Genomic DNA, 13519 nt, shown 5'->3' on the forward strand with positions numbered 1-13519 from the left:
ATCTATACGGAAGATTAATCAATCTTCGACACCTCCATAAATGCAAGCCTTAAAAATTTATTTTTCTATAATCAAAATCAGTTCAGTCGAAAAAACTCTTTCTTCATCAGATAATCAATGTCTTCCTGCAAAAGGCGTTTTGGCTCTCCATTTTTTACTTTCTTTTTTTGAGAAAAGCTCCGAAGATAAACCTTCCAATTTTTGTAATCAAAGGGTTTTTCTTTTATTGCTTCTATTATCAGACGCTGAGCAATTTTTTTTCCATTTTCGTACAAAATAAACCCGGTAGCCTGCTCCATCAACCACTGGGAGCGAATCGTGCTGAATCCCTTTTCATCAATCTTTACCGTCTTATTATCTGATAGTTTTTCTTTAAGGATATTAAAAAATAAATCGAGCTTGTTAATGACATGAAGTGAGGTTGCTTGTGCTTCTTTGATGTCATTATAGAATACTGACGGCATTCTTACTCGAACCAGACTCTCAGGGATGCACGCCAATCTCCCTGCAAGAAACATTTTAAAGTTGAAATCATCATCTTTGATGAGCCTTGGATTAAAGGCCTCATTAAACAAACATTCCTACTGATACGGAAGTATTTTTTTCAAAAAACCAAGTTGAAGGGTGAGACCCAAAAATTTTGTCTATTTTAAGGGAGGACATCCAAAAGTTTTTATCGATTCCTCCGGGATTCAATAGAGTCTTATTCTCCCAATCAACTCGGTCAAAGTAAGAGGAAAGCAGTAAAAATCCATCTTTTTCCTCTTCAAAATATTTCAACTATTTTTCGAGACGATTGGGGAGCATCATGTCATCTCCCTCAAGCATGGCGATATAATGGCCACGGCTCTCAAGAATTCCCTTATTTCTTGCGCTTGGAACTCCTTGAACCGATTGATCGACAATACGGATCAGATCAGGATACTCACTCGCATACTTTCTCATGATTGAAAGAGATACATCATCTGCATTATTGTTGACAATGACGATTTAAAAATCTCTAAATGTTTGTACTAAAACAGATTCTATTGTTTCTGACAGAATCTCTCCCTCTCTATAAACAGAAATAACAACAGAAACTAAAGGTTTAGACATTGCTGACCTTTCATGAGAAATTCAGTAAAGATGTCTTCATCACCCAACTGAAAGAGTTTATGGTTAAATGAAAACAGATAAACTCACCCTGATTTTAAAATCCTGAATCAATCGAGTTAAGAAATAATTGAAAAAAGAATACCTTACATTTATAAACGGATATTGCTCAAAAAACCTTTAGAGTAATATCCGGCTTACAGGATCCTGATCAAAATATCTTATCTGCTCACTGTTAAAATCAGGAGCATCTCCGAGTCGAAGCCTCCGAGCTAAAAAACCTTCCAGACCATTGATCTACACTTCCCGCAGACACCCCATGCTCTGCTTCGAATCGGAAATCGCTTAAGCATATAATGAGTCCAAATATAGAGCTTGGATAAAGCTTTTTTTACTCTTAAAAATATTTTAAATAAAGAAAAGAAAGGTCCGATCAATCATAAATCAAGACTCAAATCATCCCAAAAGAAAATCATCTCCAATATTTTACCAGATTTTGCTATTAATCTTTTAGAATCAGAACATAGAACTCAGTTGATTTGATCATTCCTGATTATCTCATAGCTTTTTCGGATCTAATGTTGAGTTTTTTTCAGGATCTCATCGAAAACCACATTGGGAGTGACCCCGACAAGACAGGATAGGTGGCTGCACTTCGTCTTGAAATCCCCGCATGGGGCGCAGGGCACCGGATCGGTAAAGGTCCGGTGTTCCGTATTCCCCGGAGAAAATGGCCCCGTTCTCCGGACATCTGAAGATCCGAAAAACGAATAGGTTGGCGTTCCCATCATCACCGCCATATGAAGGGGACCGGAGTCATTTCCCACAAAAAACCGCGCGCGGGAAAGACAAAGCGGCATCAGGTCAAGAGGAACATCCCCCGCCGATATGTAAACACCCGGGCCACTTCTTGTCGCAATCTCCGACAGAAGCGAGGACTCTCCCGCACTCCCCAGAAGAAGGACATTCAACCCCAGTTTATTTCGGACAAGATCCAGAAGTTCAGAAAAATACAGGGACGGCCACCGCTTGATCTCCCTTTTCGCCCCCGGATGAATCGCCACAAAGGGAAGATTGGGGGAAAGTCCGATCGACTGAAGGAGCTCCGACAAATGCCTGTTATCTTCATCGCCATAATGGATCTCAAAAGGATGTGAGGAAAACTCTGGCTCCATCCCTGAAAGATGGCGCCAAAGGGAAAGATTTTTCAAAACCGCATGGAGAACCCTCGGAGACCCGTCCAATTCTTTTTTCCCACCGGCGAATGGATCGACCCGTTCATGATACAGAAATGCGGCCCCTTCCCGGGCATCGGAAAAACCGATAATCCGGGAGCCGCCCGCAAGCCTTGAAAGAAGTGCCGAACGCATGAGCCCCTGTGCATCCAGAACCAGATCATAGCCGGCAGGGCCAAATTCCCGTCGCATCTCCCCCATGGCCTTAAAAAATCCCTTTTTACGCCAGAGGGATCTCGGAAAGGAGATCACCTTGGAAACTCCGGGATGACGGCCCACCAAAGACGAAAACTCCGTGTTGACCAGCCAGTCTATCGACGCCTCCGGAAAAGACCCCCTCAAAGCAGAGAGCAGAGGAAAGGCATGGATGACATCACCAAGGGAGCTTGGCTTCACCAGAAGAATGCGGTGGACGGAGGGAGCAGCCGCTGAAGTTTTTCGAGAAAGAACATTTCCGGTTTGTGAGGTGGACAATCAGAGCCCTTCCAAAAGAGAAGTCTTTTCCGTCGGGCTCTTTTTGAGAAGGGAAAAGGCCGCTTCGATAACCTTCCCGGGTGACAAATCCCGCATGCAGACCGTCCCGATCGGACAACGCCTTCCCATGCAGGGATGGCACAAAAGATCGGCATGGATCTCCATCCCCAGATTCCCGACCGGACCCAGCCTTTGCGGATCGGTCGGCCCGAATATTCCCAAAGTGCGGACCCCCATGGCCGAAGACAGATGCATCGGTCCCGAATCGCAGGCGATGACGATCTCCGCTTTACTCATCAAGACCGCCGACTCCTTTAATGACAGTATCCCAAGAAAGCTTTCAAGACAGGAAACGGGTAAAGGCTTCTCCTCTTCCCCCGATTCGATCGCCTCACGGATCTTGAGAAAGGCAATCTCCTGCTCGGCCCCTCCCCCCCCGATCACCCCGACCCGGAAACCGGACCGGATAAGACGAATGGCCACCTGGCCGAAAGACTCAATCGGCCAGCGCCTCGTCACCCAGCTGGCAAAAGGATGAAGAAGCGCCAGAGGTCTTTTTGGCGAATCTGACTTTTCCCGGATTCTTTGATCCCAGAGATCCAGCCTTTCCAGAACACCCCATTCCTCCCCGGGATCGATTCCCAGAACAAAAGGGGCTACCGGGGGATCTTCTCCCAGAAGCTCCCTGATCACGAGACGATGTCGATCGACCAGATGAAGCTTCGGGTCGAAAAGATTCACCTGACGAGAGAAAAGCCAGCTCCCCTCTTTCATGCGCCCATAGGTGGAAGGAGAACCGAGCTTGATCTTCCCCTTGGCCAGAAATGCCACCACTCCGCTTTTCAAAAGAGACTGAAAATCGAGAACCGCGGCATACCGCTCTTGCCGGAGATCCCTTCTGAAAGCGATCAGGTTGGAAAGGGCCGATAGATAGGCTCCCTTTTTGAGATCTCCCTCAAAATCCCGCCTGTGGAGAAGGATCAATCTCCTGATCGCCGGATGATTCACCAAAAGATCGGCGCAGCGATCCTCCACCACCCAGTCGATCAAAATATCCGGACGGGCCATCTTGAGTCCCAGAACGGCCGGAAGAGTCATCACCACATCCCCGATGCGACCCAGGAGAACCACCAGAACACTCGATCCCGGGGGAAGATTTTTCACTCCCGGAAGAGGATCCTTCTCTTTCTCTCCGGACACAAAACCCTGGCTTTCACCGTCGATATCAAAAGTCTGCTGTTTCCCTTCCACACAATCCTCTCCGGCCACCTTCAAGCGCCATCCCCAGGAGCCGTGAGTTCCTCACTTTTCCCGTTCTGGACAGTCTCTCCTGTTTCCTCAGGAGGCCTTGTCTTCCAGCGGTTATGGAGCCAGATCCATTGCTCGGGGTATTCCCGGATCGCTTTTTCAAGAAGACCCGTAAATCGGGCGGTCAAAACCTCCACCGCGTTTTCCCCGCAAAGAGATGGATCAGGGATGATCGGATCCATCACGCAAACAAAGTGGTCCAGCCCTGTCGTCCTGTGACCCAAAACCGGAATGACAGGAAGGCCTAGTCGAAGGGAGAGTCTTGCCGTACTGGTATACGTTGCGGCAAGCCTTCCGAAAAACGGGACAAACGCACCTTCCTTGAGCCCGGCGTTCTGGTCCAGAACGGTGATGACAATTCCGTTTCTCTTCAAGATCCGGACGATCTGGCTTCCGGCGTTGTCCTGAAGGATACAGGTCGCCCCCGTATTGGCTTCCCGGTATTTCTTCACAAAAAGATCGACATTGGGATCCTTGATCCGCCGTGTCAGGGCGTAGACATCCTTGGGAAAATCGTAGGACAACCGCTTGAAGATGTATTCCCAGTTCCCGAAATGGGCGGACAGGATGAGTGCTCCTTTCCCAAGCTTCAGCGCCTCATAAGCCCGCTCGATCCCTGAAACCTGGACATGCTTTCTGAGCCATGCTTCGTCCTTGTCGGGAAACTGCAAAAATTCCACACCCATCCTGCCCAGATGGCGAAACATCTTTTTTTCCGTATCGCGGATCCAGGAGTCGCTGGCGTCAGGGAATGCGGCCCTCAGATTTTCTCTCGCAAGCCTTCCCTTGGACTTCATCAAAAACCGAAGCGTATCTCCCAAAAGGGAGCCGGCTTTGGAGCCGAACTCCGGCCCCATGGCCCGGACCCCAAGGGCAAGGCTGTTCAAAAGCCACATCGGTGTTTTCGTTTCAATCCCCATCAGGGGTCTCCCCTTCGGGGGCAACAGACGATTTCCGGACAACAGACAACAAGATCGACTCCCAGTGAGCGGGTTCCAAAAGACACGATTCTATCTGGACAGAATACACAGTATAAGGCAAATGGATGGGTTTCGGCCATTTCACAAGGTCTTTTTCGGTCGTCAGGATCATCTCCGGATTGGCGTTCCCGGAAACAGACTCCAGAAAGGAGAGAATCTCCTTCTGGCGACCTTCATTCCAGGAGGCATGATCGCTCCAGGAGAGATGGCCAAGAACCTCCGCACCAAATCCCGAAACCATCCGAAAGAACCTCCCGGGAGCGGCGATACCCGATACCAGAACCACCCGTTTCCCCTTGATCGCTTCGGGACCCTGACCTTTTCCCGTCTCCCCACTTCCCATTTCATTCTGGCAAAAGATCCCCGACACGACCACTTTCTGAAAGAGAACCGGAAGAACCCCTCTGGCTGGAAAGCGTTTTTGGAAATACAGGTCAAAACGTGAACGCAGCCGCTCCATTTCCAAAGGAGAACGATCCTCCTCAAGCGTGACGACAACCGCAGAAGCGCGGAAAAGCGCCTCCTCCCCCTCCCGGAATCGTCCGGAGGGAAGAAGATCCCGGCAACCCCATCCAGATCGGTCCAGGATCTTCAGGAAATCGCTCTCGGAGACCAGTACAAAAGAGAGATCCTGGAAGAGCTCCAGGGATTGGAAGCCGTCATCCATCACGATCACGGAAGGAGAAAAGGGCAAAAGCGCCCTGGCTCCCTCCAGCCTGTCGGAGGAAAGGGCGATTGTCGCTGAAGGGACTCTGGAAGAGATCAGGGCCGGTTCATCCCCCGTGACTCTCGGATCCGGAGGATCTCCGACCAGCTTTTTCCCGATCCCCCTCCCGGAAAAAACAACCACCTCTCTCCCCGGGGATTTCTCCCGACCATATCCTCTTGACAGGATCCCGACATGGTGACCCCTCTCCTCCAGCCATTTGGCCAGGGCGATCACCATAGGAGTCTTCCCGTTTCCCCCGACAGTGACATTCCCGACGGAAAGGACCGGGACCGGGACCTTCCCTGTCCTGTAAACTCCGGAACGGTACAGCCCTTTCCAGAGAGCGATTCCCAGCCCGTACAGACAGGAAAAAGGGAGCAGCAAGATCCTCAAGGGATTCATGGAGTTTTCACTCCCTCTCCCGGATCCTCTTTCAGGAAATCCCGAAGAATCGCAAGCGTTCTGGAGAGAGCCCCCTGTTCGGAAAGAAAAACCTTGAAGGCCATCTCACCACTTCGCTCTCTTTCTCCGGGGTTTTCCAAGAACCATCTGAGTCTTGAAACAAGGGATGGCTCATCCTTCTCGAGAAACAGCCCTCCCCCTTTGACAAGACGGTCGATCAGGGTCGAAACATGATCCGTAAAGGGACCAGACACCTGGGGGATGGCACAGGAAGCCGCCTCGACCGGGCTATGTCCTCCGACCAGATCGAAGGTTCCCCCTGTAATCGCAATGTGAGAGAGGGAATAAAGCGTCCTGAGCTCTCCATGGGTATCGAGAATCGAGACAATGGGTCCATTCGGAAAGGAAGGGGGCCGGTTTTCGTTTGTTCCGGAGCGAAACTGCAGATTCAGCCGGGAGAGGGTCAATCCGTCCCCGATCCACTCAGACAATCTCTGGAGATGTCTGGGGGCGACCAGAAGATGGAGTCGGCTGGACAAGAAAGGATCCTTTCTGATCGCTTCGACAATGCGGAGCGTCTCTCCAGGATGACCCGATCCCAGAACCACACGAAGATAATCCTTTTTAGGAGAATTCCCGACCGGAGCGGCCACACGGCCACCCTCCCCCAGCAATCGGCTGCAGGCTTCTTCAAATCGGACAACCCATCCTGAAAGCTCTTCCCTCAGAGTCTCGGGAATCGATTCGGGACGCGACATGTCCCATTTGATATTTCCTGTCACATCGAGAATATCTGGCTTCACTCCCATTTCAAGATACCGTTCCCGATCATCAGCAGATGCGACCAGAACACGGGAGAGACCGGAAAAAAGAGGCTTGAGAAAGAATCGCCATCTCTTCATCGCGGAAAATCCGGCCGGAGAGAGTCTGCCATTGACGACCATCACCGGGATCCTTCGGGAATAGGCGGTCAAAAGCATCATCGGCCAGATTTCCGTTTCAAAAAGAATGATCCGGGAGACTCTCCGGGAGCTCCAGAAGGGTTCCCACAATCCGGGAAGATCCAATGGCAAAAGGGAAACGGGGGTATCGGGAAAGGCTTTCACAAGGGCACCCCTTCCCGACTCTGATGTCGCTGTCAGAATCAGGGGAGCGCCATCACCCTCAAGGGCCCTGATGAGAGGGGTTGCCGCATTGGCCTCACCAAGGCTTGCCAGGTGAAACAGAATGGATCTGGCATTTTTTGAAGCTTTTGCAGCCCCGAGACCAAAACGTTCCCGGAGATGCGGTCTGGCTCTTGGAAAAAAAAGAAGAACCAGCGGCAATAGCAACAGGAGAAAAGGCCACAGGAGAAGATTCAGGAGTTTCCCGACCTTCAGGAGAACAGCGGGACTCACAGGGTCCTGTCTGCAGGAACCTGGGCAGCCTGATCTCCCAGGGATCCGTCCGATCCCTCGCTTCCGCGTAGAGAAGCTTTCAGAAGGGAGAGGTATCGGCCGGCCTTGTTTTTTAAAAGCTCGTCATGCGTTCCCTCTTCGACAATCCGGCCCCCTTCCACGACATAGAGCCACTGGGCATGTCTGATCGTCGAGAGCCTGTGGGCGATCACAATCGTCGTTCGACCCTCCATGATCCGGTCAAGGGCTTTCTGGATCAGGAATTCGGATTCAGAGTCGAGCGCGCTTGTCGCCTCATCAAGGATCAAAAGGCTCGGATCCCGCAATACAACCCTGGCAAGGGCGATCCGTTGACGCTCGCCACCCGACAGAAAAACGCCACGTTCTCCAACACGGGTATCCACCTTGTCAGGCAGCCGATCGATAAAATCGGTGGCATTGGCAGACAATAGCGCCGCATTCAGCTCATCATCGGAAACCTCCCGCTTAAGGCCATAGAGAAGATTTTCCCGGATCGTCTGGTTCATGAGAATCACATCCTGGGTCACAAGACCGATCCGGTCCCGAAGGGATGAGACATCGAGCGACTCCAGATCATGGCCATCCCAGAGAATCCTTCCCGATGTCGGATGGAAAAATCTTGGAAGAAGATTCACCAGAGTGCTTTTTCCCGAACCGGAAGGACCGACGACAGCGACAAACCGGCCGGCCGGAATCGTCATCGAAATATCGAGAAGGGCCGACTGTTCCTTGTTCGGGTAGCGGAAGGAAACATGTTCAAAGGAAATCCCGGTGGCGAGTGTGGACACCTTGAGGCCAGACGCAAGGTTCATCTCCTCAAGAGGCTTGTCCAGCACTTCATTGATCCTCTCCGCCGCCGCAAGGGAGGACTGGATCCCCGACTGGGCATTTCCCAGACCTTTGATCGGCTGGTAGAGCATTTGGGCAGCCGTGATGAAGCCAACGAGCGTTCCCAGGGTCAATGTCCCGTGAATGACCGAGTATCCCCCAAGCCAGACGGCAATACCCGCGCCCAGGGCGCCAATCGACTCCATGATGGGGGAGAGCATGTTTTCATATTTGACGAGCTTTAACTGTATGGAGGTAAACTCTTCGGAATGTTTTTCAAAATTGTCGATCTCAATATTTTCCGATCCCACCGACTTGATCAGGCGAACCGATGACAGGCTCTCTGAAAGATGCTGGTTCATGTCTCCGATTTTTCCCTGATAATGGCGGGAAGATCCTCGGATCTTCTTGCCGATCTTCCGAATGGGTATCAGGGTGAAGGGAACGGAGAGCAGAATGAAGAGAGTCAGCTTTGGATTCATCCAGAAAAGCGCCACCAGCATGCCAATGGCTGTAAAGGAGTTCCGGATGAGATCCCTGATGATCTCCGCAATTCCTCCCTGAAGGATCTGGGTATCGTTTGTGACCCGGCTCATGAGCGATCCGGTTCCCTCTGAGCCGTAAGCGCTCAGGGGAAGACGGATCACATGGGCAAAGAGGTCCCTTCGGACATCGCTCACCATGTGAAGGGCCGCTTTTTTGAGATAAAGCGCCTGAAGGTAAGCGGTCAACCCCTTGACAGAATACAAAACGAAAAACGCCGCCGGCAGGATAAAAAGAAGTTTCGGATTTTTTTCACTGAAGACCTTGTCGATCAGCTCTTTCAAGAGAATCGGAACTCCGCTGGAAACTCCGGCTCCGATGATGGCCATGAGGATTCCCATTATCAGGAGAAACCTGTAGGGATGAATCCATCGGTGGAGACGCTTTCTGGTTTTCAGATAGACGGGATCCCGCCAGAACGCCATCATGAGAGAGAGTCCTCCTTTTTCCAGCCCAGAAGACGGGCCATTTCTGCGGCGGCTTTCCCTGAGGCGCCAGGTTCCCCAAGAGAGCCCTGAACCCGGGCAAGAGATTCCTTCATCCGCTTGATCCTTCCGGGATCTGAAAAAATCTGGCAGACCTCGGAAAAGATCCTCTCAGGAGAAGCCTTCTCCTGTATCAGTTCTGGCATCGCGGTCCTCCCGTCAGAAGACAGACCTGCAACCAGGTTGACCATTCCGATTGCCGGCACCGTCACAAGCCGTCGGGCAATCTGGTAGGAAAAAGCATTCATCACATAAACCACGACCATCGGCACATCAAGAAGAGCGGTTTCCAGCGTTGCGGTTCCACTTGTGACGATCGCCAGATCGCAGGCCTTTGTCACCTCCCTGAAGCGGCCCGGAACCCTCCTGAACACATCCGGATCCAAAGCCCAGGGATAGATCGACTCCATCGGACTGAAAAGGGAGTCATTCAAATGGGGCGTCTGTGGAACGACTGCGCGAAGACCCGGGTATTTCGTCCTTAACAGATCGAATGCGGCAAGCATTCGAGGGTAAAGGTATCGGATCTCTGACGCCCTGCTCCCCGGGAGAAGTCCGATCACTCTAGGAAAAGGGAGATCCCCGTCCTTGGTGATCGATGGGGCAATTCCAGGAAAGAAGCGTCTTTTGAGGGTTTCGGGATCCTCCTGGGGTCTGGCCTCATCGAGAAGCGGATGGCCCACAAAGGTCACCGGAACCCCTTCCGCTTCGTAGAAATCCCGCTCAAAGGGAAAGATCACAAACATGTGATCGACAAGCTCCCGGATTTTTTTGACGCGCCCCTTTCTTGATGCCCAGACTTGTGGGCTGACGTAATAAAAAATACGGACACCCATCGCTTTCAGACTTTTGGCAAGTCTCAGATTAAACCCTGAAAAGTCGATCAGAACGGCAGTCTTGATATGGTGAAGGCGAACCGCTTCCAGAATGCGATTTTTGGCTCTCAGGAGGACCGGAATTTTTTGGGCAACTTCAACAAGCCCCATGACGGAGAGTTCGGCAATATCAACCAGGATCCCGGCACCTGCTTTCCGGAGATTTTCTCCTCCAACGGCAAAGGCCTGAACATTCGGTTCAATCTCTTTAAGGGCAAGGAGGAGACGCGCTCCATGCTGGTCGCCCGATGGTTCCCCTGTGACAATCAGAAGACTACGGGGAGATGCGGAAGAGTTGGAAGAAAGGGTCATCGGACAGGTTTTCCACTTTCATCTTCAATGGGGCTGGCCTGAAGAATTGGTTTTTCCTTCAGGATCGCCGTCCATCAGGAGAGTTTCAGCTCATCTTGCGCATGAAACCTGGCAAGGCTTTCATTGGCAAGTCTTGTCACCTGAAGAGCGACCTTCAGTGCCAAAAGGGCCTCCGCTCCCGTGACCTTCACCGGAAGATCGTCCCTGATGGCAGAGACAAAGCTTGAGAGTTCCTTTTTCAGAGGTTCCACCTGCTCAAAGGTTTTCTTGTCCCTGTTGATCTTCGGAAGACTTCCGGGTTCGAGTTCGACCTTTGCGGTTTTGAGTTCCCTTGTCTCATAGTTCAGGGAAAAATAACGTCCTCCACGATCAAAGATCCGGAACTTCCGAAGTCGGTCGAGAGAGACCCGGCTTCCCAGAACCTGGGCGAGACATCCGTTTTCAAACTCGATCCAGGCATTGGCGATATCCACATGGCCGGTAATCACCGGTGTTCCCACCACCCGGATATCGGCGATAGGCGATCTCACTAGAGACAGGATAATATCGATATCATGGATCATCAGGTCGACGACCACAGGCACATCCGTCCCCCGGATTCCAAACGGGGATAGTCTTTGCGCCTCAATATAGGCCGGTCGGGGATTCGCTTCAAAGATCGCTTCTATCCCCGGATTGAACCGTTCGATATGGCCGACCTGAAGCTTGACCCCGTGAAGCTCCGTCAGATCCAGAATTTTCTGGGCGTTTTCCAGAGTGTCGGCGATGGGTTTTTCCAGAAAAATATGCGGTTTTCCTCCGGAGAAAACTTCCTTGACAATCTCAAAATGGGTCGTGGTCGGAGTCACGATGGAAACAGCGTCAACCGATGCGGCCATGGCGGCAATACTGTCGAAAACAGGCACCATGAGCCGGCCGGCAATTTCCCGGGCGCGCCCGGGATCGGAATCGATGATCCCCGAAAGGGTCACCCCCGGAATTTCCGTCAGAACCCGGGCATGATGCTGGCCAAGATAACCCACCCCGATCACACCGAATCTCAATCCCATTTCACCCCCACAACCGAAATTCCCGCCTGATTGGCCTTCAAGATGAAAACATGGCCGTCCAGAATGATGGTTTTACCCGCCTCAATCGCAAGGGTTGAGGCTCCGACCTCTTCCATCACGGCAAGGGTTCCCATACCCACAGCGGGAAGATCGAAGCGGAGATCCTGGCCGGGCTTCACCATCTTTGCGACAACCACACCCTTCGGACCGTAAAGCGCTCCCCGGCGGATCGTTTCATCGGTTCCCTCGATCGCCTCCACGGCCAAAACGACTTTTTCCCGGACAACGACACACTGGCCGACATCATGCTCCCCCAGAGCCTTTCCGACGGTAAAGGCAAGTCGAATGTCCACCATGTCTTCATCTGTCGGCTGGCAAGCACCAAGGACACCTTCGCCTGCGGCAATCTCGGGAAGGAGAATCGTCGAGGGAACAATAGTGATTCCTTCTTTCAAAAAAGCATCCGCCAAAGCCCGAAGGACCTGGTCATCGTGATGGATGGCGACTTTTGCCAGGATGGAAAGACCTTTCAGGTCCGGGCGAAATTCAAAGAGGCTGGGTTTTTTGATACCACCGACAAAAGCGGCATGAACAACCGACTCCTTATGAAAAAGATCAAAGATCGGAGACACCTGTCCGACCCTTACCCATGTCACCGGGTAACCGAATGTTTCAATCTCGGGATCCGTTTCACCCTTGTGGGCCAGAACAACCACCGGAATCTTTTTTTTTCTTGCTGATTCCAGAAAAAGAAGTGGAAAGGTTCCGTTTCCGGCAATCATTCCGATTTTTTCAGGGAGAGTGGTTGCCGGGGAAACAGAACCAGAAACACGATCGTTGGATGTCATCCGATTGTCTCTCCCTCATCTGAAGACAGGAGCCTTCCGCTATTCCTGAGCAGTTTGGTCACCTGATGCGGATTTTTCATCGGAGCGTCTTGCCGTCAGGACACCTCTGCCGGACTGTTCGATAAAATTCAGTAAATGAGAAACCTCATGAGTCAAAGACACAGTGTCCCTGACTTCGCCAATGGCACTCTTCTGGTTTTTGCCACCCCGGAACAGGATCCCATAGGCCTTCTTCAATGCGGCGATCGAATCCGGAGAGACTCTGGCCCGGCGCAAACCTTCCATATTCAGACCGTAAAGGAACGCCCTGTTCCCGGAGGCCCATACATAAGGAGGGACGTCTTTTGAAATTCCGCTCATGCCGCCAACAAGCGACAAGGCTCCGATCTTCACAAACTGGTGGATTCCGGTGAGCCCTCCGATAATGGCTCCATCCTCAATGGTGATATGACCCGCAAGATTGGCCGCATTGGCCATGATGATCCGCGACCCCAGACGGCAATCATGAGCAACATGGACATAGGCCATGAGAAGATTTCCGTCTCCCAGCCTTGTCAACATCCCTCCGCCTTCCGTCCCCCTGTGAATCGTGACAGATTCGCGAATCGTGTTTTTATCACCAATTTCGACCCAGCTCGGCTCTCCATGGTATTTCAGATCCTGTGGAACAAGTCCAGCCGACGAAAAGGGATAGAAGGTGTTCCCCTGCCCGATGATGACTTTCCCGTCAAGGACCACATGAGAAATCAGCCTGGTACCCGCTCCGATGACCACCTGTGGCCCGACTGTGCAAAACGGGCCGACAGAAACACCCGGGCCAAGTTCCGCTCCCTTGGAGACAGATGCCAGAGGGTGGATAAACACTTCACCCTGGTCCAATGAAGACTCCTCGGGTTCCTGTGAAGACTTATGCTCTTTTTTCAAACGTTAGCCCTTCCCAAAGTCTTGGCCAGAGATAAGA

General features: G+C 51.7%; 12 protein-coding genes. All 12 read right to left on the reverse strand.

Annotated elements, in window-relative coordinates:
- Positions 1 to 77: 77 nt before the first annotated feature.
- The 12 genes from LFE_RS07425 to lpxA all read right to left on the reverse strand — a co-directional run bounded on the left by LFE_RS07425 (position 78) and on the right by lpxA (position 13437).
- The gene (locus LFE_RS07425) at positions 78 to 575 is read right to left on the reverse strand and encodes a hypothetical protein (RefSeq protein ID WP_014449607.1); all 498 of its coding nucleotides are present in this window, start codon (positions 573 to 575) and stop codon (positions 78 to 80) included.
- Positions 576 to 780: 205 nt separating this feature from the next.
- Positions 781 to 990 (reverse strand): glycosyltransferase family A protein, encoded by a 210-nt coding sequence (locus LFE_RS13725; protein ID WP_320409191.1) that lies wholly within the window; start codon positions 988 to 990, stop codon positions 781 to 783.
- 677 nt (positions 991 to 1667) lie between these two features.
- Positions 1668 to 2801: a glycosyltransferase family 9 protein gene (locus LFE_RS07435; RefSeq protein WP_014449611.1), complete on the reverse strand. Its 1134-nt coding sequence runs from the start codon at positions 2799 to 2801 to the stop codon at positions 1668 to 1670.
- Positions 2802 to 4070, reverse strand: a complete 1269-nt coding sequence (locus LFE_RS07440) for a glycosyltransferase family 9 protein (RefSeq protein ID WP_232502511.1) — start codon at positions 4068 to 4070, stop codon at positions 2802 to 2804. It abuts the gene before it with no gap.
- 2 nt (positions 4071 to 4072) lie between these two features.
- A complete protein-coding gene (locus LFE_RS07445; protein WP_014449613.1) occupies positions 4073 to 5029 on the reverse strand; it encodes a lysophospholipid acyltransferase family protein in 957 nt (318 codons plus the stop codon).
- Positions 5019 to 6200, reverse strand: coding sequence for a tetraacyldisaccharide 4'-kinase (gene lpxK / locus LFE_RS07450; RefSeq protein ID WP_014449614.1), 1182 nt, complete (start codon positions 6198 to 6200; stop codon positions 5019 to 5021). Before lpxK ends, LFE_RS07445 begins: the two co-directional genes overlap by 11 nt.
- Positions 6197 to 7597 (reverse strand): 3-deoxy-D-manno-octulosonic acid transferase, encoded by a 1401-nt coding sequence (locus tag LFE_RS07455; RefSeq protein ID WP_014449615.1) that lies wholly within the window; start codon positions 7595 to 7597, stop codon positions 6197 to 6199. The genes lpxK and LFE_RS07455 overlap by 4 nt, the downstream gene beginning before the upstream one ends.
- On the reverse strand, positions 7594 to 9417 hold the full coding sequence (locus LFE_RS07460) for an ABC transporter ATP-binding protein (RefSeq protein WP_014449616.1): 1824 nt from the start codon (positions 9415 to 9417) through the stop codon (positions 7594 to 7596). The genes LFE_RS07455 and LFE_RS07460 overlap by 4 nt, the downstream gene beginning before the upstream one ends.
- A complete protein-coding gene (gene lpxB / locus LFE_RS07465) occupies positions 9414 to 10661 on the reverse strand; it encodes a lipid-A-disaccharide synthase (protein ID WP_014449617.1) in 1248 nt (415 codons plus the stop codon). The genes LFE_RS07460 and lpxB overlap by 4 nt, the downstream gene beginning before the upstream one ends.
- Before the next feature lie 74 nt (positions 10662 to 10735).
- Entirely contained in the window at positions 10736 to 11710 is a 975-nt protein-coding gene (locus tag LFE_RS07470) for a Gfo/Idh/MocA family protein (RefSeq protein ID WP_014449618.1), read from the reverse strand.
- The gene (locus LFE_RS07475; RefSeq protein WP_014449619.1) at positions 11701 to 12558 is read right to left on the reverse strand and encodes an LpxI family protein; all 858 of its coding nucleotides are present in this window, start codon (positions 12556 to 12558) and stop codon (positions 11701 to 11703) included. The genes LFE_RS07470 and LFE_RS07475 overlap by 10 nt, the downstream gene beginning before the upstream one ends.
- A gap of 39 nt (positions 12559 to 12597) precedes the next feature.
- The gene (gene lpxA, locus LFE_RS07480; protein WP_014449620.1) at positions 12598 to 13437 is read right to left on the reverse strand and encodes an acyl-ACP--UDP-N-acetylglucosamine O-acyltransferase; all 840 of its coding nucleotides are present in this window, start codon (positions 13435 to 13437) and stop codon (positions 12598 to 12600) included.
- Positions 13438 to 13519 lie beyond the last annotated feature (82 nt).

Source organism: Leptospirillum ferrooxidans C2-3 (genome assembly GCF_000284315.1).
GTDB lineage: Bacteria > Nitrospirota > Leptospirillia > Leptospirillales > Leptospirillaceae > Leptospirillum > Leptospirillum ferrooxidans.

What these genes read in the sequence shown, in the direction of transcription:
- LFE_RS07475 (WP_014449619.1), bottom strand. Translation starts at nt 12,558, where the DNA reads ATGACATCCAACGATCGTGTTTCTGGTTCTGTTTCCCCGGCAACCACT.
- lpxB (WP_014449617.1), bottom strand. Translation starts at nt 10,661, where the DNA reads ATGACCCTTTCTTCCAACTCTTCCGCATCTCCCCGTAGTCTTCTGATT.
- LFE_RS07470 (WP_014449618.1), bottom strand. Translation starts at nt 11,710, where the DNA reads ATGGGATTGAGATTCGGTGTGATCGGGGTGGGTTATCTTGGCCAGCAT.
- lpxK (WP_014449614.1), bottom strand. Translation starts at nt 6,200, where the DNA reads ATGAATCCCTTGAGGATCTTGCTGCTCCCTTTTTCCTGTCTGTACGGG.
- LFE_RS07460 (WP_014449616.1), bottom strand. Translation starts at nt 9,417, where the DNA reads ATGATGGCGTTCTGGCGGGATCCCGTCTATCTGAAAACCAGAAAGCGT.
- LFE_RS07445 (WP_014449613.1), bottom strand. Translation starts at nt 5,029, where the DNA reads ATGGGGATTGAAACGAAAACACCGATGTGGCTTTTGAACAGCCTTGCC.